This is a genomic window from Pseudomonas sp. 3MAES_34.3B, from assembly GCF_058145875.1.
In genome coordinates, this window is sequence record NZ_CM176960.1 from 4,028,352 (window position 1) to 4,048,146 (window position 19,795).

Sequence of the window (19,795 nt, forward strand, 5' to 3'; positions counted from 1 at the left end):
GCGCCGCAGCGTGCGGCAGTCATTACAAACACTTACACGAAGGAAGCCCTGCCTCCATGTTCAAACAACTCGTTCTTTGCGCCTGCTCCGTGATGTTCGCTGCTACCCTTCAGGCAGCGCCCGCGAACAAGCCCCATGTACTGCTCGACACTGACATGGGCCAGATCGAAGTCGAGCTCGATGCCGACAAGGCGCCAGTCAGCACCAAAAACTTTTTGAGCTACGTGGACAGCGGCCACTACAACGGCACCCAGTTCCATCGGGTGATCCCTGACTTCATGGTTCAGGGCGGCGGCTATGACCGCAACATGAACGAAAAGCCTACCCAGGCGCCAATCAAGAACGAAGCCGACAACGGCCTGAAAAACCTGACCGGTACTTTGGCCATGGCACGTACTTCCGATGTGAACTCGGCCACCAGCCAGTTCTTCATCAACGTCAACGACAACGCCTTCCTTGACCACGGTGGCCGGGACTTCGGTTATGCCGTGTTCGGCAAGGTGGTCAAGGGCATGGACGTGGTCACCAACATCGTGAACAGCCCCACCACCAACCGCGGCGGCATGCAGAACGTGCCGTCCAACCCGATCATGATCAAGACCGCCAAGCGTATCGACTGATCCGTGCCTTGCCACCGCCCGTCCCCCGGGCGGTGTACTGAACTGGAGGGGATGCCAATGCTGTACCGCCGTTTCGAAAAGTGGATCGATGTATTTCGTGAAGCACCCACCGACGCACCGCCTGGCAAGGTCACCTCGTTCTACCTGTATTACCTGCGCCAGGTATGGCCCAGTTTTGCCGCATTGCTGGTTGTAGGCCTGATTGCCGCGCTCATCGAAGTGGCGCTGTTCAGCTACCTCAGCGACATCATCGACATGGTCAACACTACCGCGCCCGATCGCTTCTTCAGCGAGCACTGGGGCAGCCTGCTGTGGATGCTGGTAGTGGCCATGATCATCCGCCCGGTGTTCGTGTGCCTGCACGACCTGCTGGTGCATCAGGCCATTTCCCCGGGCATGACCAGCATGATTCGCTGGCAAAACCACAGCCATGTGCTCAAACAGAGCATGAACTTCTTCCAGAGTGACTTCGCCGGGCGGATCGCCACCCGGATCATGCAAACCGGCAACTCGCTGCGCGACTCGGCGGTGCAGGCGGTGGACGCGCTGTGGCACGTGGCGATCTACGCCGTGAGCTCACTGGTGCTGTTCGCCGAAAGCGACTGGCGCCTGATGATTCCGCTCATCCTCTGGATCGTGGCCTACGTCATTTCTCTGTGGTACTTCGTGCCGCGGGTGAAGGAGCGCTCGGTGGTGTCGTCCGATGCCCGCTCCAAGCTGATGGGCCGGATAGTGGACGGTTACACCAACATCACTACGCTCAAGCTGTTCGCCCACACCAACCTGGAGCAGGAATACGCCCGCGAGGCCATTACCGAGCAAACCGAGAAGACCCAGCTGGCCAGCCGGGTGATCACCAGCATGGACGTGGTGATCACCACGCTCAACGGCTTGCTGATCGTGGGCACCACCGGCCTGGCACTGTGGCTGTGGACCCAGGGCTTGCTCACCGTGGGTGCTATCGCCCTGGCGACCGGCCTGGTAATCCGCATCGTAAACATGTCCGGCTGGATCATGTGGGTAGTCAACGGCATCTTCGAGAACATCGGCATGGTGCAAGACGGCCTGCAAACCATCGCCCAGCCCTTGAGCGTGACGGACACGCCTGATGCCAAGGACCTCAAGGTGGAGCGCGGCGGCATCCGCTTCGAAGCTGCGGAATTCCACTATGGCAAGGTTGGCCGAGTCATCAGCGGGCTGGACCTGGAAATCGCACCCGGAGAGAACATCGGCCTGATCGGCCCATCCGGGGCGGGTAAATCCACGGTAGTGAACCTGTTGTTGCGGCTGTACGACCTCGAAAGCGGGCGCATCCTCATCGACGGCCAGGACATCGCGCATGTACGCCAGGAAAGCCTGCGCGAGCAGATCGGCCTGATTACCCAGGACACCGCCCTGCTCCACCGCTCGATCCGCGACAACCTCTTGTATGGCCGCCCGGACGCCACTGACGAAGAGCTATGGGAGGCCCTGCGCAAGGCCAAGGCGGATGAGTTCCTGGCACACCTCACCGATACCCAGGGCCGAGTTGGCCTGGATGCCCATGTAGGCGAACGTGGCGTCAAGCTATCCGGTGGGCAGCGGCAGCGGATCGCTATCGCCCGGGTGCTGCTGAAAAACGCGCCGATCTTGATCATGGACGAAGCCACCTCCGCGCTGGACTCTGAAGTGGAAGCGGCCATTCAGGAGAGCCTGGAAACCCTGATGGAAGGCAAGACCGTGATCGCCATCGCTCACCGGTTGTCCACCATCGCCCAGATGGACCGGCTGGTAGTGATGGACAAAGGCCGCGTGGTGGAAGTGGGTAGCCACAGTGAGTTGCTGACGCACAAGGGCCTGTATTCGCGCCTATGGCGGCACCAGACCGGCGGGTTCGTCGGGGTGGATTGACCTATGTTTACCCTCGACCTGTTCGGTGACTTGCCCCGCACTGTTGGCGAACACCGCCAATTGGGGCCAGGTGCGTGGCTGTTGGAAGGCTTCGCACTGGCGCGGGCCGAGGCGCTGGTCGAGGCGGTGCGAGCCATCGAAGCGCAAAGCCCGCCACGCCACCTGGTCACGCCGGGTGGCTTCACCATGTCGGTGGCGATGACCAACTGTGGCCGCCTCGGCTGGAACAGCGACCTGAAGGGCTACCGCTATGGCCCGCTCGATCCGCTTTCGGGCAAGCCTTGGCCACCGATGCCTGAGGTGTTCGTGAAGCTGGCGCACGACGCCGCCGAGGCGGCAGGCTATGCCGCGTTCGACCCCGATGCCTGCCTGATCAACAGCTACGCGCCTGGTGCTCGCTTGTCGCTGCACCAGGACAAGGACGAGCAGGACCTCGCCGCGCCTATCGTTTCGGTGTCGCTGGGGTTGCCGGCCGTGTTCCTGTTCGGCGGTGCCCAGCGCAGCGATCCCGTGGAACGGTATGGCCTGCAGCATGGTGACGTGGTGGTGTGGGGCGGCGAGGATCGGCTGCGCTTCCATGGGGTGGCGCCGGTCAAGGCTGGCGAACACCCGCTTACAGGCGGCCGGAGGTTGAACCTCACCTTTCGGAAAGTGACCCGATAATTGGTCTGATCTTCCGTAGGAAGCGGCGGGGCCGGCGCATGCCACAGCTTGCGAACAGTGTTGCCCTTTTTCGCGAGCTACGCCCGCTTCCCACAGAGGTACAAGCTCCCTCAGGGTGTCAGGATGAACTCTGTGGGAGACGGGCGGAGCCGCAGGCGGAGCTCGCGAATAAGGGCTTAAGCAAACCGCAAGACAGTTGCTTTCCACAGAATAAAAGGCTTCTACAAAAATGCTATACCAGGGCTTAGCGTTCCAGTTCCGGGAACAGCACGCTGGTATAGCCAAAGCGGCCGAAGTCGGTGATGCGCGAGGGGTACAGCCGGCCGATCAGGTGGTCGACCTCGTGCTGAACCACCCGGGCGTGGAAATCATGGGCTACCCGCTGGATGCCCTTGCCACGGGCGTCCAACCCTTCGTAGCGGATGTGCTTGTAGCGGGCAACCATGCCGCGCAGGCCAGGTATGGAAAGGCAACCTTCCCACCCCTCCTCCAGCTCCGGGCTCAGCGGCGTGATCAACGGGTTGATCAGTACGGTCCGTTCCACGGCGGCGGCGCCTGGGTACCGGGCATTGTTTTCGAAGCCGAACACCACCACCTGCAGGTCCACGCCAATTTGCGGGGCGGCCAGCCCTACGCCGCCGGCCTCCCCCATGGTTGCGAACATGTCAGCGATGAGCTCGTCCAGCTCATGGCTACCAAACAGTGCTTCGGGAACCGGAGGTGCAACCCGCAACAATCGTTCATCGCCCATCTTCAGGATATCGCGAATCATAGGACCTCCCCGCCCTGCCATCAGGTCTTGGCGCCGCCCAGGCCCGCGCGCTCGTCTTCACTGCCTTCCGACGGCTCGCCAGGGGCTTTCTCGCCCTTGTCCTTGCCCTCGGCGGACATGTGCTCGATCACCGCGTTCATTTCTGCCCCCAGCAGCAGAACGGCCGACGAGATGTAGAAGTACAGCAGCAGGATGATGATCGCGCCAATGCTGCCGTACATGGCGTTGTAGTCAGCAAAGTTCTGTACGTAGTAGGCGAACCCGACCGATGCAAGAATCCAAACCACCACGGCCAGCACAGCGCCGGGCGTAAGGAAGCGGAAGCGTTGATCCACGTCTGGCATCAAGTAGTAGATCAATGCCACGGCCAACATCAGCAACACCACCACAACCGGCCAGCGGGCGATGGTCCAGATGGTTACCGTAATGCTTTCGAGGCCGATCTGCCCGGCGATCCAGTTCATCACTTGCGGCCCCAGCACCATCAAGGCAGCCGCGCACAGCAGCATGCCCGCCAGGCCTATGGTGTACAGCACCGAGAGCGGCAGGCGCTTCCAGGCTGGGCGCCCTTCCGCCACATCGTAGGCTGCGTTCATTGCGCTCATCAGTGAACGCACCGCCGCAGAGGCCGTCCAGAGCGCGGCGATGATACCGAACGATAACAGGCCGCCCTTGGACTGCTGCAGCTGGTCGATCACCGGGTTGACCGAATCCAGCGCCTGGGGTGGCAACACCATGGTCGCCTGCTCACGCAGCCATGAAAAGAAATCCGGAAGATGTAAGAAACCGATCATCGCGATCAGGAACAACAAGAACGGGAATAAAGAGAACAGCATCTGATACGCCAATGCGGAGGCGTAGGTGGACATTTCGTCGTTGGAGAATTCTTTCACGGTGCGGACCAATACCTTGGTCAGCGGTAGTTGCTTCATATCTGGAAAAATCATCTGGCGGGCTCCTGTTATCTATCCCCTTGGCCTGGCCTGGCCAGTCCCTGTGATTTCGCCATGCCTGATAGCACAGCGGCCATCCTGAGATGACCGCCGTAGTATTACGAAGTTTTACTCAGCTTCAGGATCGAGTGCCCTTGGTCACTGTTTCCTTGATGTCGCCCTTGGTTTGCTGAGCTTCACCCTTGATTTCGCGCGCAGCGCCTTTGGCCTTGGTTTCAGGGCTGTTGGTGGCATCGCCTACCGCTTGCTGGGCTTTGCCCGCGAGTTCGTTAGCCTTGCCTTTGATCTTGTCGCCAGTACCGCTCATGAGTATTACTCCTCGGTGTGGATTGAAATGAATTCAATCGGCATAAAGATGGACAAACCGCTCCGCTCATGAGTTTCAACATTTTTTTTGCAAGTCGGCGACCGCCGACGAAGGGTCACGGCGCTAACGAAATGCCGTCCGGGCGGATGACGATTTTCCCGGCCTTGTAAAGCGCGCCTATGGCCTTCTTGAAGTTACCCTTGCTTACGCCGAACTGCTGCGCGATCACTTCGGGCTCACTGCGGTCGCTCAAGGGCAAGCTGCCCCCTGCCTTGCGCAAGGCCTCCACGATCTGCTCCTGCAGGCCTGTGACCGCCTGCTCGCCGATGGGCTGCAGGCTCAGGGCAATCTTGCCATCTTCGCGCACTGCCTTGATGTAGGCGGTTTCGCGCATGCCGCTGCGCAGGAACTTGAACACTTCGTTCTTGTGGATCAGGCCCCAGTGGGCGTTCTCGATGATCGCGTTGAACCCCAGGTCGGTCTGGGCGGCCACCAGCACCTGCACGGGCTGGCCAACCTTGTACGTGGCCGGGGTTTTATCCAGGTAGCGGTCAACCTTGGCGCTGGCCGTAATGCGGCGCGTGCGGCGGTCGAGGAACACATGCACCACGCAGTATTCCCCGGCACGCACCTGGCGTTTTTCTTCGGAGAACGGCAGCAGCAGGTCCTTGGGCAGGCCCCAGTCCAGGAAAATCCCGATGGAATTGATTTCCTTCACCTTGAGGCTGGCAAATTCGCCAACCTGCACCTTGGGCTTCTCGGTAGTTGCCAGCAGCTTGTCTTCGCTGTCCAGGTACACGAACACGTTGAGCCAATCCTCGACCTCGTGCGGGATATCCTTGGGCACGTAGCGGTTGGGCAGAAGAATCTCCCCATCGGCGCCGCCGTCCAGGTACAGCCCGAAATCCGTATGCTTGACCACTTGCAAGCTGTTGTAGCGACCCACCAAAGCCATGACCGACACCTATGTTGACAAGCCGTTAGTGTAACCCACACCAGCGCGACCCTTCCCGGGTTTCGCCTGCGGCCCCAGCGGATGGCCGGCCCCGCCAGTCCTTCTTCAGGGGCGGGCGTAGCCTAGCCAGGGCAAACCGCCCGATCCGGCCAAATCGACGAGTGGCAGCAGATGATGGCCCTTCGAATCATGATCGAAGGTATCCTCTGACCCGTCTAAACCGGGCATCTGCCTTAACCCGACACCGTTGCGAGCACCACGCAGCAGCCTCCGCGCCTTGCGCCAGGGAGAGACGCATGCTCAAACCCAGCCTCATGCTGACCGCAGGCCTTCTGGCCGCACCTCACCTCCACGCCCAAACCCTGCAGCGCGAGTTGGGCGACTTCGACCTCAAACTGGGCACCACGCCAACGCGCAGCATGGCCCAGGGGCTGGTAGCGCCTGGCACCATCGGCTCTTTCCATGGCGGCATCGATGTTACCCATGACAGCGGCTGGTATTTCGGCCAGTGGTCTCCCAGCGTAGGGCTCACGCCAGACAGCAACTTCGAGCTGGACAGCTACCTGGGGTACAAGCGCCGCCTGGTGCCGGATTTCGGCTATGAGCTGGGCGTGATCAGTTATACCCGGCCCGATGTGGCCGACGGCAACAGCCATCAGTTGTATGCCGGCATGCGGGTGTTCGAAAGCCGCTTTGGGGCGGCCTACAGCCAGGCGGTAGACAGCCGCTCCGGCACGCTGTTCGCGGATTTCGGCCAGTTGCCGCTGCTCCACCTCGATGTGTCGGTAAAGGTCAGCCGCTACAGCCTCAGCTCGCCCTATGCGCTGGGTGACGGAGAACTGGTCGAAGGCTTCAGTGACTGGTCCATGCAGGTGTCCCGGCCGCTGATGGGCGTAGACCTCAACCTCATCTACAGCAGTTCCGACCTGCGAGGCGGCGAGTGCGTGGCCTACTCCGGGCACAACTCGGCCTGCGACAGCATGGTCACCCTCAAGGCGCAGCGGGCGTTCTTCTAGGGCCACCGGTTTGCGCCGCTCTCGTAGGCGTTCTACCGTTAAGCGCAGGCAGCGGCAACGGGTACGGGGGAACGATGAGGGGTTGTGCGGTTCATCGAGGATGGTTGGCAGCAGTATTTCTGCTGGCGGTATTGGGCCTCGCTGCCTGTACCCGCATGGACCTTGCCTATCGCAACCTCGATACGTTGATACCCTGGAGCCTCGACGACTACCTGGACATGAACCGGGAGCAGAAGGCCTGGTTCGAGGATCAGCTGGCGGAGCACTTGCGCTGGCATTGCCAGACGCAGCTGCCGGGATATCTGCCGTGGCTGGATCGCCTTCAATCCCTGGTGGCTGCGCAAAACGTAAGCGACGACACCTTGCTGGCGCTCACCCGGGATGCCGAACAGGCCACCAACGCCATCGCCCGACAGATCACACCCTCGGCCGTGACATTGCTGCGCAACCTCACCGACGAACAGGTCAGCGCATTGCGGGAAGCCTTTGCCAGGGACATTGCCAAGCGCCGCCGGGAACTGGTCGCGCCGCCACTGGCGGAACAGATAGAAACCCGCGCCGAAAAGATGCGCGACCGACTCAAGCCCTGGCTCGGCCGAGTCAGCGCAGAGCAGGATGCAGCAATCAGCCGCTGGTCCGCCCAACTTGGCGATCACAACGCGGTGGCGCTGGAGAATCGGGAGCACTGGCAGCAGGCCTTGCTCATGGCCATCGAGCACCGAGCGGAGCCAGGTTTCGAGTCGCGTATCACACAGTTGCTGCAACGTCGCGAGGCGCTGTGGAGCGAAGCCTACCGGGCTGACCGCGCCAACAGCCAGGCGGCGGCCCGGGACCTGACCCAGGCAGTGCTGGCGTCGAGTGACGCCGGGCAGCGTCAGCAACTGACCGAGCAACTGGAAAAACTACGGGCGCGCTTCTCAGCACTGCGGTGCCTGAAAAAACAGTAGCCAAATGCCTCCATTGCATGGGCGACGCCCGGCCTATCGTGCTCTAATCAGGCAGGACCCCTTGATACCTCTGAAGGCTCATGTCAGATCACTACATGCCCCCCGCCCTGCGCTTCATGTTGGCGGCCCGCCGGATCGAACTCGAAGGCCTGGAGAGCCTGGCCTTCACGTGCGACCTGGTATCAGCGCTTAGCCAGCTGGTGCATGCGATCCAGCGAGAACGCGGCTGGTCCAATCTCCACCTGGGCAGCGCCCTGGAAGATCACCTTGACGAGCTGCAACGGCTGGCGGAGGAGTCCCAGGCCATCGAAGAACAGGTACGCGCCTGCTTTGAGGGCATGGACCTCGAAGCTGCGGCCTCTACCGACAGGGCGCGGCTGTTCAATCGCATCGCCTATGTATTGCACGGTTTTGAAGAGCTGCCTGGTTTGCGCCGCCGCGTACGTGAGCGGCGAATTACCGCGGTAGAAGCCACCAGCGCGCTTACGCGGTTGATCGGCGGATTGCTGGCGGTGGTATTCGAAGCCGCAGACACGGCGATCGACCCTGCCATTACCCGGCTGCTGGTGGCGCTGTTCAATTTCATGCAGGGCAAGGAACTGGCCGGGCAGGAGCGGGCCGTTGGTGTCAATGGCTTCGCTATCGGCTATTTCGACGAAGCACTGCGCCAGCGTCTGGAACATCTGGGCCAGGCCCAGGACCGGTGTTTCGAGGTATTTTGCGAGTTCGCCGATGCGGGCGCCCTTACGCTCTGGCAGGCTCAACTCAGCAGCGAAACCCTGATGCAATTACTGCGCATGCGCGCCATGGCACTGCGTACCCATGCCGGCGCCTGCGTGGACCCGGCCCTGTCCCGGGTATGGTTCGACATCGCCACACGGCGTATCGACGCGCTCAAGGATGTGGAAAATCACCTCACCCGCGCCCTGCAGGACGGGTGCCGGCAGAGCATTCAGCTGGCCCGCGCCGACCTCCACAATCACCGCCTGCTGCTGCGTCGGCTGGCCAGCCTGGAAGCTACGGGGCAGAGCGAGCAGGCTCGACTGTTCAGCGTATATGCCAGTGGGCTCGACGCTCCGCCGCAGGATGGCCTCGGCCCGCAGCTGGGGCGCTCGGTGCTGGACCTGCTGCATGCGCAAACCCAGCGGCTGGTAAGCACCACCGATGAGCTGGAGCAGGCGCGCCGTGCACTGAGTGAACGCAAGATCATCGAGCGTGCGAAAAAGCGCCTGATGGACGAGTATCGCCTGAGCGAAACCGACGCTTACGCGCGCCTGCGCCAAGCCGCCATGGAACGCGGCCAACGGCTGGTGGACGTTGCCCAAGCGGTGGTGGACCTGCAAGCGTAGCCGCAGCCGCACGCACTTCGATCGGCCGTAGCAGCCGCGCTTGCGCGCGACCAATGCAACCACGGCTTCCGGGTATCAGATTGCAAACAGCCGTGACGGCGCCTGAGAAAGGCCATACCCCGCACCAGCGCACCCCGCACCACCGCCCAAAGTAAGGCACCAATACTCGGCATCGCCGCGCAGGTCCAACGCCTGGCCCATGCCGATGTGCACAAAGCCCAGCGCTTCATGGATGGCAATGGTTTCGGTGTCGGTGATCGCAAGGCCGGCATATACCGCCAGGTAGCCTTGCTCCTGCAAATGTTCGAGCAGCGAACGGTACAGGGAGCGCAGCATGCCCAGCTCCCGGCCGCGGGGTGTCATGTACACGGTAACGTCCACGGACCAGCGCAACGCCAAGGGCGCCTTGTGAGCACGGGCGTAGGCAAAGCCGACCACTTCATCGTTGCATTCGGCTACCAAAAAAGGGTAGCGGCCAAGGGTCGTTGCCAACAGCCCGCACAGGTCCGGGTCGTTGTCGGCAGGCACGGATACACCGTGTGCAGGGTTTGCATGAACGGCACGCAGCGCCACGCAGTCGCTGATACGCGCCGTTCTTACCAGGCAAAACGTCATAAAACAGACATCCTGAAGAAATTCCCGAAATGCGAGGAATCCATCGCAAGCACCGCTCCTTCTAGGGTAAGCGCGAAGGATGGATCCAACCATCGAGCCCTGCAAGCTTACCCCGATGTGAGGCAGCCCGCTTCGTCAAAAGTGCCGCTCCGTTTCACCAAAGTGCCATCAGGGTATGAATTTGTGACAGGTGTCCCATATTGAGGCCGCATCCGCGGCATCGCGCCGCGAATGGGAAGGAAAGGCTCAGCCGAACAGCCAGTAGCCTAACGCGGTCAGCACCACAACCGCGAGCACAGGGCGCAACACGCGATAGGCCTTGGGATGGCGACGTTTGAACTGCTTCACGCCCGAGCTGGTGCGGTCACTGAAGCGCTTGCTCCAGGCATAGGCCTGGTTGATACCGCCTACACGCTCGTCGTCGAGGTTCTGCGGCGCGGTAGCACGGCCCAGGAAGTCGCTGACGCTGCGGTTGATCCGCGTCATCAGGCGGTTGGAGAGCGGCCGCTCAATGTCGCAGAACAGGATGACGCGGGTTTCATCGGTTTCGTTCTTCACCCAGTGCACGTAGGTTTCATCGAACATCACGTCCTGGCCGTCGCGCCACGCGTAGGGTTGGCCATCCACATAAATGCGGCAGGCATCCGAGTTGGGCGTGGCCAGCCCCAGGTGATACCGCAGGGAACCTGCGAAGGGGTCGCGGTGCGGGTTGAGATGGCTACCGCCGGGCAGCAATGCAAACATGGCGCCCTTCACGTTGGGTATCGCGCTCACCAGCTCAACCGTGCGCGGGCACAGGGCCATCGCCGACGGCAGTGGTTTGTCGTACCACTTGAGGTAGAAGCGCTTCCAGCCCTTCTTGAAGAACGACCCGAAGCCGGCGTCGTTGTTTTTCTCGGCGGCACGAATGTAGCCTTCGTCGAACAGGCGCATCGCTTCCTCGCGAATCACGCCCCAGTTGTCCTTCAATACATCGAGTTCCGGGAAGCGGCTACGGTCCAGGTAGGGCCGGGAGGGCACGCTGGAAAACAGGTACATCAGTGCGTTATAGGGCGCAAACAATGCCGAGTGGTTGACGAACTGGCGCAGCACCGGCAGCCGCGCCTTGCCGCGCAAGTGCACATAGAGCGTGCTGCCGATGAAGATCAGCAACACGAGGGCCTTGGCGGTGAACGAGAGGGTCATGCAGCGCTCCTGGGTTTTGGCAGGCCGCCATGATAAACCCGAAGCCCCGCCGCGCACAGGTCAGCGGCCGGCGGGTATGACGGATGTCATGTTCAGGCCTGGTTTTCCTGCTCGGTGAACAGGTCGCTGAACAGCATGCTCGACAAGTAGCGCTCGCCGGAGTCCGGCAGGATCACCACGAGCGTCTTGCCTTGCATTTCCGGCTTCTCGGCCAGGCGCACCGCTGCCGCCATTGCCGCACCGCAGGAAATACCGCACAAAATGCCTTCCTCACGCATCAGCCTCAGCGCCATGGCCTTGGATTCGTCATCGCTCACCTGCTCTACCCGGTCCACCAGGCTCAGGTCGAGGTTCTTCGGCACAAAGCCTGCACCGATGCCCTGGATTTTATGCGGGGACGGCTTGATCTCCTCACCGGCCAGCGCCTGGGTGATCACCGGCGAACCGATGGGTTCGACCGCCACGGACAAGATCTGCTTGCCTTGCACTTGCTTGATGTAACGGGATACACCGGTAATGGTCCCGCCGGTGCCCACGCCCGCCACCAGCACGTCCACCGCGCCGTCGGTGTCATTCCAGATTTCCGGCCCGGTGGTTTTCTCATGGATAGCCGGGTTGGCCGGGTTTTCGAACTGTTGCGGCATGAAGTAGGTGGCGGGGTCTGCGGTCACGATTTCCGTGGCTTTTTCGATCGCGCCCTTCATGCCCTTGGCCGGCTCGGTGAGCACCAGCTCGGCCCCCAGCGCCTTGAGCACCTTGCGCCGCTCCAGGCTCATGGACGCCGGCATGGTCAGCATCAGCTTGTAGCCGCGCGCCGCCGCTACGAATGCAAGGCCAATACCAGTGTTGCCGGAGGTGGGTTCGACGATGGTCATGCCCGGCTTGAGGCGGCCAGTGGCTTCGGCGTCCCAGATCATGTTGGCGCCGATCCGGCACTTGACCGAATACCCCGGGTTGCGCCCCTCGATTTTCGCCAGGATCGTCACCCCCCGCGGCGCGATGCGGTTGATCTGCACCAAGGGCGTGTTTCCAATGGAGTGGGCGTTGTCGGCGAAGATGCGGCTCATGGGGTGTCCTTGTGTAAATCGGCCGGAAGTCGCCAGAGGGTAAGCCCGCGGGTGCGCAGCGTCCAGTGGAGGGCGGGTCGAACGTCTTGCGCGCAAAACAGTCCACTGACCATATTGATGGAGCCCGCTTCGATGAAACGTCGCTACCGCTGGCCGCTCGTGGCTATCGTTACCCTGGTTGTGCTGCTGATCGTGCTGCACATCGCCCTGCCTTTTATTGTGCGCGATTACCTCAACGACAAGCTGCGCGACATGGGCGCCTACAGCGGCCACGTTGAGGACGTGGACATCGCGCTGTGGCGCGGCGCTTATGTGATCAACGGGCTGAAAGTCACCAAGGTGGACGGCAAGGTGCCGGTGCCGCTGCTCGAACTCCCACGTACAGACATCGCGGTAAGCTGGCATTCGCTGTGGTACGACCACGCGGTGGTAGCCCGGATCGCCTTCCTGCGCCCTGCCCTGAACTTCGTAGATGGCGGCGAAAACAAACAGGCGTCCCAGACCGGTGCGGGCACCGACTGGCGTGCGCAGTTGGAAAAACTCCTGCCCATCACCCTGAACGAAATCCGTGTGGATGACGGCAAAGTCAGCTTCAACAACTTCACTTCCAAGCCACCCGTGAAGCTTGAAGCCACCCAGATCAACGCCAGCCTCTACAACCTCACCAACGTGGAAGACGCCCAAGGCAAACGCGACGCCCGTTTCGACGGCAAGGCCGTGCTGTTCGGCCAGGCCCCGGTGAATGCCACGGCGACCTTCGACCCCTTCAGCAACTTCGAGGACTTCGAGTTCCGCCTGCGCGTGACCGATATCGAGCTCAAGCGCGTCAACGATTTCGCCTCTGCCTACGGCAAATTCGACTTCAACGCCGGCCACGGTGACGTAGTGATCGAGGCCAAGGCCGACAAGGCCAGGCTGAGCGGCTACATCAAGCCATTGCTGCGAGACGTGGACGTGTTCAACTGGCAGCAGGACGTGGAGAACAAGGATAAAGGCTTCTTCCGCTCGGTGTGGGAAGCGCTGGTGGGCGGTACCGAAACCGTGCTGAAAAACCAGCGCAAAAACCAGTTCGCGACCCGTGTAGAGCTGAGTGGCAACGTGCACCGCCAGGACATTAGCCCGCTGCAAGCCTTTTGGGAAATCCTGCGCAATGGCTTCGTTCAGGCCTTCAGTGCCCGCTACGAGCAGGCGCCGCCCACCAAGGACTAAGCCCCGGGGCGATGAATTCCCCCCGGGCACGGGTTATGATCCCTGCAACCAAAACAAGAGGATCGCCGCATGAAATTCGAAGGGACCCAGGCCTACGTCGCCACATCCGACCTCAAGCTGGCGGTCAACGCGGCCATCACTCTGGAGCGTCCGCTGCTGGTAAAGGGTGAGCCCGGCACCGGCAAGACCATGCTGGCCGAGCAGCTCGCCCAGGCTTTCGGCGCCCGGCTGATTACCTGGCATATCAAGTCCACTACCAAGGCTCATCAGGGCTTGTACGAGTACGACGCGGTAAGCCGGCTGCGCGATTCGCAGCTGGGCGTGGACAAAGTGCATGACGTTCGCAACTACCTCAAGAAAGGCAAGCTGTGGGAAGCTTTCGAGGCCGAGGAGCGGGTAATCCTGCTGATCGACGAGATCGACAAGGCAGACATCGAATTCCCCAACGACCTGCTGCAAGAACTCGACAAGATGGAGTTCTACGTTTACGAGACGGACGAGACCATCCGCGCGCGCCACCGCCCGATCATCATCATTACTTCCAACAACGAAAAGGAACTGCCGGACGCCTTCCTGCGCCGCTGCTTCTTCCACTACATCGCCTTCCCCGACCGCGACACCCTGCAGAAAATCGTGGACGTGCACTTCCCCGGCATCAAGGAAAGCCTGGTAAGCGAAGCGTTGGATGTGTTCTTCGACGTGCGCAAGGTGCCGGGCCTCAAGAAAAAGCCTTCCACCAGTGAGCTGGTGGACTGGCTCAAGTTGCTGATGGCCGACAACATCGGCGAGGCAGTGCTGCGTGAGCGCGACCCCACCAAGGCCATTCCGCCGCTGGCCGGTGCACTGGTGAAGAATGAACAGGACGTGCAGCTGCTCGAGCGCCTGGCATTCATGAGCCGTCGCGGCAACCGCTGAACCGCCGCGGAGGCCAACGCCATGCTGCTTAACCTGTTCAATGAAATGCGCGCGGCGCGCGTGCCGGTGTCCCTGCGCGAATGGCTGGACCTGCTGGAGGCCTTGAAGCGCCACGTAGTGTTCGCCGACATGGACGAATTCTATTACCTGTCCCGCGCCATCCTGGTGAAGGACGAACGCCACTTCGACAAATTCGACCGGGCTTTTTCTGCCTACTTCAACGGGCTGGACAACCTGGGCGAGCACCTGGAAGCGCTGATCCCGGAAGAATGGCTGCGCAAGGAGTTCGAGCGTTCGCTCAGCCCCGAGGAGCGCGCGCAGATCCAGACCCTGGGCGGGTTGGACAAGCTGATCGATGCGTTCAAGGAGCGCCTCGCCGAACAGAAGGCCCGGCACGCCGGGGGCAACAAGTGGATTGGTACGGGCGGCACCAGCCCGTTCGGTTCTGGCGGCTTCAACCCCGAAGGCATCCGCGTGGGCGACGCTGGCAAGCGCCAGGGCAAGGCAGTAAAGGTATGGGACCAGCGCGAGTACAGGAACCTGGACGATCAGGTAGAGCTGGGCACCCGCAACATCAAGCTGGCGCTTCGCCGGTTGCGCAAGTTTGCCCGGCAAGGCGCGGCGGAAGAGCTGGACATCGACGGCACCATCGACCATACCGCCCGTGATGCGGGCCTGCTGAACATCCAGCTACGCCCGGAGCGTCGCAATAGCATCAAGCTGCTGTTGTTGTTCGACATTGGCGGCTCGATGGACGCCCATGTGAAAACCTGCGAAGAGTTGTTTTCGGCCTGCAAGACCGAGTTCAAGCACCTGGAGTATTACTACTTCCATAACTTCGTGTACGAATCCGTGTGGAAGAACAACCTGCGCCGTACCTCCGAGCGCACCGCCACCCACGACCTGCTGCACAAGTACGGCGCGGACTACAAAGTGATCTTCGTGGGCGATGCCGCCATGGCCCCGTACGAAATCACTCACCCTGGTGGCAGCGTGGAGCATTGGAACGAAGAGGCCGGCGCGGCGTGGATGCAGCGATTTCGGGACAAATTCCGCAAGCTGATCTGGATCAACCCGTACCCGAAGGAAACCTGGCACTACACCGCCTCCACCACCCTGGTGCGCGAGCTGGTGGACGACAAGATGTACCCGCTCACCCTGGCAGGGCTGGAAGAAGGGATGCGCTACCTGGCCAAATAGTGAGTCCATTCCCGGGTTTCACCGGATGGCCGGCCCCGCCGGTCCTACAAATCTGTAGGACTGAGCGAAGCCCGGGAACATTTGACCCAACCGGCGGATTTTCTACCGCCAACTCTCCGGAATAGGCTTCCTTGGCCGGATGCCAAAGGTATAGCCCACCCCGATCAGCAGCCACTCGATGGCCGCAGCCAGCAGCAGGGCTACGGCAATGCCCCAGGCGATGGCATCCGGTGACAATGGCACGCGGTAGTCGTAGCTGTTGAGGGTTTCTTCGCGGATCTGCTTGTCAGCGGCAGTAGCCACATGCCAGGCGCGTTCATACCAGCGCCCTTGCAGGGCTTGCCATTCGTGCTCCAGCGCCTGCTCCCGCGAAACCAGCCCCGCCACGCTCTGGGCGTCGCTGCGGAACACCGGGTCGTCGCTGTTCTGGTAGTGCTGCACCAGCGCCTGAAGGTCGCCATTGAAGAACTTCTGCGCGGTTTCATTGAAGCCCTGCAAGGCCTTCTGCGCCTCAAGCAGATGCGCCTGCACCCGTTGGGTGTAATCGTTGATCACCCCCGGCACCTGAACCCCTACCAGCAAGCCGACAGCGAACAGTATCAGGCGAAGATAGCTACGCAGCATGGAGCGTCCTTATTCGATGTGGCCTTCGGCGATGCATTCGCCTCCGCGCCATAAGCACCAGCGACCGGGCTCGTGCTGGTGCCAGGTTTCGTCTTCGGTGAGTGGTTCGGTAGCAATCACCGTGACCACGTCGTCTGGGGTGGTTTCTGCCTTGAAGTCCACGATCACGTCCACGTCTTTGAGCCGGGCCGGGCCGAAAGGTGCCCGCCGGGTGATGTGTACCAGCTTGGTGGAACAAAAGGTGAACAGCCAGTCCCCGTCGCTGAGCAGGCCGTTGAACACGCCCAGCCGGCGATAGCCCGCGCAGGCTTCGACCAGGATCGGCACCAGCAACTCTTCCCGGACGGGGTCGGGGAACACGGTACGGATGCGGTTGAGCAAGTCGCAGAACGCGGCTTCGCTGTCGGTATCGCCGATCGGGCGGTAGAAGCCGGGCGCCGGCGCGAAGTTCGCCAACTGGCCGTTATGGGCAAAGCACCAGTTGCGCCCCCACAGCTCACGCACAAAGGGGTGGGTATTGGACAGGCACACCTTGCCTACGTTGGCCTGGCGCACATGGCCGATCACCACTTCGCTCTTGATCGGGTATTGCCGCACCAGCTCCGCCACGCGTGACTCGCAGCTGGGGGCCGGGTCCTGGAACAGCCGCAGGCCACGCCCTTCATAAAAGGCGATGCCCCAGCCATCGCGGTGGGGCCCGGTGCGGCCGCCCCGCTGCATCAAACCGGTGAAGCTGAACACAATGTCCGTGGGAACATTGGCGCTCATGCCGAGCAGTTCACACATGACACGCTCCTGGGAATGACAGTGCTAAAGCCGTGGTTCGACGCGCATGGAGCCACCCTCGGGAGGGCGACGCGGCGCGGGATTGGCCGGGCGGGGTTCGGCATCGTACCGGCCTGCCGCAAGGTTCGGGCGCTCGGGCGCGAAAGGCTCGCTCGCTTCGGCCTCGGCCAGCTTGGCCTGGCGCTGCGTTTCGGCGTCCCGCTCGGCCTGACGCGCGCGCGCGCCGCGCTCGATGGGCCAGCGAATGAACGCAAACACCGCATATACCGCCAGCGCGATCACGCTGTACATGGCCAGGTCCGAAACAGCGCGCCAGGCGTTACCGGCGACCTTGAACAGCAGGTCCAGCGCGGTGATGGCAATCGCGGGAGCGAACTGGTCACGCGCCGGGTCGACTACCGTAGGCGTGAACAGCAGCGCGGCGCCAACCACCCGCAGCGGCTCGCGCAACCAGCGCCACAGCCAGCGGGTAAGGCGAAACCACACCAGCAGGCAGCCAAGGGCCGCGAAGGCATAGATACCCCAGGCAATGTAATAGTCGTTCTCGGTCATGGTGCTCGTGGCAAGGCGGCAAAGTGGCGCTTATGATAACGGCTTTTGGCCGGGGGCGCAGTGCCGCCGGCCAGCGTGGCTACGCCGCGCCATCGAATCGAGGACTTGCGCATGTCACAGCCCACGCCACCTATCGCCCGCAAGGCTGAGGGCAGCGATCCCTACGCCTGGCTACAGGCCCGCGACAGCGATGAAGTGCTGGAACACCTGCGCGCCGAAAACGCCTGGCTCGACACCCAACTGGCCGATCAGGCCGACGTGCGCGAGGCGCTGTTCGAGGAAATCCGCAGCCGCATCCTGGAAACCGACCTCAGCCTGCCCTCCCCTTGGGGGCCGTGGCTGTACTATTCCCGCACCACGGCGGGCGACGAATACGCCCGGCACTATCGCGCACCGCGCCCGGCCGACGGCTCGCTCAACGTAGACCCCGCCCAAGAGCAGCTGCTGCTGGACCCCAACGAGCTGGCCAATGGCGGCTTCCTGTCGCTGGGCGCGTTCAGCGTAAGCCCGGATCACCAGCGGCTGGCCTACAGCCTGGACACCCAGGGCGACGAGACCTACGAGCTGTTCGTCAAGGACCTGGCCACTGGAGAGATCCAGAGCCTCCCGTTCGAAGGCTGCTCCGGCAGCATGACCTGGGCCAACGACAGCGCAACGCTGTTCTTCTCCGTGCATGACGACACCCACCGCCCGTACAGGCTGTATCGCCACCGCCTCGGCACCCAAGGCGCCACGCTGGTGTTCGAGGAAGGCGACGGCCGATTCTTCCTGCATTGCTACCGCACCAGCTCCGAGCGGCAACTGGTGCTGCACGTGAACAGCAAGACCACCGCCGAGGCGTGGGTATTGGATGCCGAGCATCCGCAAGGCGCGTTCGCCTGTGTGGCCGAGCGCCGTGAAGGGCACGATTACGACGTCGACCACGGCCAGTTGAACGGCGCCTGGGCATGGTTCATCCGCACCAACCGTGACGGCCTGAACTTCGCGTTGTACCAGTGCCCGGAAGGCAATACCGCGCCACGGGAAGCCGATTGGCGATCACTGGTGCCTCATAACCCCCAGGTAATGCTCGATGGCTTCAGCCTCAATCACCAGGCCTACGTGCTCAGCCTGCGCGAGGCGGGCCTGCCCATCGTGCAGGTACACCCCGCCGGCGCGGAGGCGTACCGGGTACAGCTCCCCGACGCGGCCTACAGCCTTTATGTGCAAGACACCCTGGAGTTTGCTGGCCACCACATGCGCCTGCGCTACGAGGCATTGAACCGCCCGGGCCAGGTGCGCCAGCTCAGCCTGGCCAGCGGCGAGCAGGTGGTGTTGAAGCAAACGCCGGTGCTTGGCCCGTTCAACCCTGACGACTACCTCAGCGAACGGCTGTGGGCCACCGCGCCGGATGGCACTCAGGTACCGGTAAGCCTGGTGCGCCGCCGTGATCGTATTGGCGAGCCCACGCCGCTGTACCTCTACGGCTACGGTGCCTATGGCGAAAGCCTGGACCCATGGTTTTCCCATGCGCGGCTGAGCCTGCTCGACCGCGGCGTCGCCTTTGCCATCGCCCATGTACGCGGCGGCGGGGAATTGGGCGAGGCGTGGTACCAGGCCGGCAAGCAGGCCAACAAGCACAACAGCTTCAGCGATTTCATTGCCTGCGCCGAGCACCTGATCAGCGTCGGCATTACCGCTTCCGACCGTTTGGTGATCAGCGGTGGCAGCGCCGGCGGCCTGCTGATCGGCGCGGTGCTCAACCAGCGCCCGGAGCTGTTCGCCGCCGCCATCGCCGAGGTGCCCTTTGTCGACACCCTCAACACAATGCTGGACCCGGAGCTGCCGCTTACCGTTACCGAGTACGACGAATGGGGCAACCCCCAGGAGCCGGAGGTGTACGCCCGCATCAAGGCCTATGCCCCTTACGAGAATGTGCGGCCCCAGGCCTACCCGCATCTGCTGGTGGTGGCGGGCTACAACGACAGCCGTGTGGCCTATTGGGAAGCTGCCAAATGGGTGGCTCGCCTGAGGGAGTTCAAGACCGATGACCGGTTGTTGTTGCTCAAGACCGAGCTGGGCGCTGGCCATGGCGGCATGAGCGGCCGCTACCAGGGCCTGCGCGACGTGGCACTCGAATACAGCTTTGTGTTCAAGGTGCTGAATCTGGTGTAAATAACCCTTATAGGCA

The 19,795-nt window shown here is 62.3% G+C and carries 20 protein-coding genes; 10 read left to right on the forward strand and 10 right to left on the reverse strand.

Features of this window, described 5'->3' with window-relative positions; translation table 11 throughout:
* Nucleotides 1-56 precede the first annotated feature (56 nt).
* From AC3Z8Y_RS17885 to alkB, 3 genes are read left to right on the forward strand one after another with little or no spacing between them, the layout of a single operon-like run.
* Nucleotides 57-620 (forward strand): peptidylprolyl isomerase, encoded by a 564-nt coding sequence (locus AC3Z8Y_RS17885; RefSeq protein ID WP_490086951.1) that lies wholly within the window; start codon nt 57-59, stop codon nt 618-620.
* Nucleotides 621-677: 57 nt separating this feature from the next.
* Nucleotides 678-2,510 (forward strand): ABC transporter ATP-binding protein, encoded by a 1,833-nt coding sequence (locus tag AC3Z8Y_RS17890; RefSeq protein WP_490086952.1) that lies wholly within the window; start codon nt 678-680, stop codon nt 2,508-2,510.
* Nucleotides 2,511-2,513: 3 nt separating this feature from the next.
* The gene (gene alkB / locus AC3Z8Y_RS17895; protein ID WP_490086953.1) at nt 2,514-3,173 is read left to right on the forward strand and encodes a DNA oxidative demethylase AlkB; all 660 of its coding nucleotides are present in this window, start codon (nt 2,514-2,516) and stop codon (nt 3,171-3,173) included.
* Between the two features lie 244 nt (nt 3,174-3,417).
* On the opposite strand, the gene def is transcribed toward alkB, so the two are convergent.
* The 4 genes from def to AC3Z8Y_RS17915 form a co-directional block, all read right to left on the reverse strand.
* Complete coding sequence (gene def, locus AC3Z8Y_RS17900; protein WP_490086954.1) at nt 3,418-3,945, reverse strand: peptide deformylase; 528 nt, start codon at nt 3,943-3,945, stop codon at nt 3,418-3,420.
* A 20-nt stretch (nt 3,946-3,965) separates the two neighbouring features.
* On the reverse strand, nt 3,966-4,892 hold the full coding sequence (locus AC3Z8Y_RS17905; RefSeq protein WP_490086955.1) for a YihY/virulence factor BrkB family protein: 927 nt from the start codon (nt 4,890-4,892) through the stop codon (nt 3,966-3,968).
* A 124-nt stretch (nt 4,893-5,016) separates the two neighbouring features.
* Nucleotides 5,017-5,205: a CsbD family protein gene (locus AC3Z8Y_RS17910; protein WP_181111518.1), complete on the reverse strand. Its 189-nt coding sequence runs from the start codon at nt 5,203-5,205 to the stop codon at nt 5,017-5,019.
* Nucleotides 5,206-5,320: 115 nt separating this feature from the next.
* The gene (locus AC3Z8Y_RS17915; RefSeq protein WP_490086956.1) at nt 5,321-6,160 is read right to left on the reverse strand and encodes a CvfB family protein; all 840 of its coding nucleotides are present in this window, start codon (nt 6,158-6,160) and stop codon (nt 5,321-5,323) included.
* Between the two features lie 296 nt (nt 6,161-6,456).
* On the opposite strand from AC3Z8Y_RS17915, the gene AC3Z8Y_RS17920 reads away from it, so the two are divergent.
* The 3 genes from AC3Z8Y_RS17920 (at nt 6,457) to AC3Z8Y_RS17930 (ending at nt 9,472) form a co-directional block, all read left to right on the forward strand.
* Nucleotides 6,457-7,176, forward strand: a complete 720-nt coding sequence (locus AC3Z8Y_RS17920) for a TorF family putative porin (protein WP_490086957.1) — start codon at nt 6,457-6,459, stop codon at nt 7,174-7,176.
* A gap of 155 nt (nt 7,177-7,331) precedes the next feature.
* Nucleotides 7,332-8,123 (forward strand): DUF6279 family lipoprotein, encoded by a 792-nt coding sequence (locus tag AC3Z8Y_RS17925; RefSeq protein ID WP_490090032.1) that lies wholly within the window; start codon nt 7,332-7,334, stop codon nt 8,121-8,123.
* A gap of 95 nt (nt 8,124-8,218) precedes the next feature.
* Complete coding sequence (locus AC3Z8Y_RS17930) at nt 8,219-9,472, forward strand: nitrate- and nitrite sensing domain-containing protein (protein WP_490086958.1); 1,254 nt, start codon at nt 8,219-8,221, stop codon at nt 9,470-9,472.
* A gap of 75 nt (nt 9,473-9,547) precedes the next feature.
* Here AC3Z8Y_RS17930 and AC3Z8Y_RS17935 read toward each other — a convergent pair whose 3' ends face one another.
* The 3 genes from AC3Z8Y_RS17935 to cysK form a co-directional block, all read right to left on the reverse strand.
* Nucleotides 9,548-10,087 (reverse strand): GNAT family N-acetyltransferase, encoded by a 540-nt coding sequence (locus tag AC3Z8Y_RS17935; protein WP_490086959.1) that lies wholly within the window; start codon nt 10,085-10,087, stop codon nt 9,548-9,550.
* Nucleotides 10,088-10,333: 246 nt separating this feature from the next.
* Complete coding sequence (locus AC3Z8Y_RS17940) at nt 10,334-11,272, reverse strand: aspartyl/asparaginyl beta-hydroxylase domain-containing protein (protein ID WP_490086960.1); 939 nt, start codon at nt 11,270-11,272, stop codon at nt 10,334-10,336.
* Between the two features lie 92 nt (nt 11,273-11,364).
* On the reverse strand, nt 11,365-12,339 hold the full coding sequence (gene cysK, locus AC3Z8Y_RS17945; RefSeq protein WP_490086961.1) for a cysteine synthase A: 975 nt from the start codon (nt 12,337-12,339) through the stop codon (nt 11,365-11,367).
* Nucleotides 12,340-12,471: 132 nt separating this feature from the next.
* On the opposite strand from cysK, the gene AC3Z8Y_RS17950 reads away from it, so the two are divergent.
* From AC3Z8Y_RS17950 to AC3Z8Y_RS17960, 3 genes are all read left to right on the forward strand, one after another.
* The gene (locus AC3Z8Y_RS17950) at nt 12,472-13,548 is read left to right on the forward strand and encodes a DUF748 domain-containing protein (RefSeq protein ID WP_490086962.1); all 1,077 of its coding nucleotides are present in this window, start codon (nt 12,472-12,474) and stop codon (nt 13,546-13,548) included.
* 69 nt (nt 13,549-13,617) lie between these two features.
* Entirely contained in the window at nt 13,618-14,463 is an 846-nt protein-coding gene (locus tag AC3Z8Y_RS17955) for an AAA family ATPase (RefSeq protein WP_181120025.1), read from the forward strand.
* Nucleotides 14,464-14,484: 21 nt separating this feature from the next.
* Nucleotides 14,485-15,663: a vWA domain-containing protein gene (locus AC3Z8Y_RS17960; RefSeq protein WP_181111509.1), complete on the forward strand. Its 1,179-nt coding sequence runs from the start codon at nt 14,485-14,487 to the stop codon at nt 15,661-15,663.
* A gap of 102 nt (nt 15,664-15,765) precedes the next feature.
* On the opposite strand, the gene AC3Z8Y_RS17965 is transcribed toward AC3Z8Y_RS17960, so the two are convergent.
* Genes AC3Z8Y_RS17965 through AC3Z8Y_RS17975 form a run of 3 tightly spaced genes read right to left on the reverse strand, consistent with a single transcriptional unit; the run spans nt 15,766 to nt 17,625 of the window.
* Complete coding sequence (locus AC3Z8Y_RS17965) at nt 15,766-16,287, reverse strand: DUF2937 family protein (protein WP_490086963.1); 522 nt, start codon at nt 16,285-16,287, stop codon at nt 15,766-15,768.
* A 9-nt stretch (nt 16,288-16,296) separates the two neighbouring features.
* Entirely contained in the window at nt 16,297-17,073 is a 777-nt protein-coding gene (locus tag AC3Z8Y_RS17970; RefSeq protein WP_490086964.1) for a class II glutamine amidotransferase, read from the reverse strand.
* A gap of 24 nt (nt 17,074-17,097) precedes the next feature.
* Nucleotides 17,098-17,625 carry an MFS transporter gene (locus AC3Z8Y_RS17975; protein ID WP_490086965.1) on the reverse strand — a complete coding sequence of 176 codons (528 nt, stop codon included), beginning with the start codon at nt 17,623-17,625 and terminating at the stop codon, nt 17,098-17,100.
* 111 nt (nt 17,626-17,736) lie between these two features.
* Between AC3Z8Y_RS17975 and AC3Z8Y_RS17980 the strand changes: the two genes are divergently transcribed.
* The gene (locus tag AC3Z8Y_RS17980) at nt 17,737-19,779 is read left to right on the forward strand and encodes a S9 family peptidase (protein ID WP_490086966.1); all 2,043 of its coding nucleotides are present in this window, start codon (nt 17,737-17,739) and stop codon (nt 19,777-19,779) included.
* The last annotated feature ends 16 nt before the right edge of the window (nt 19,780-19,795 follow it).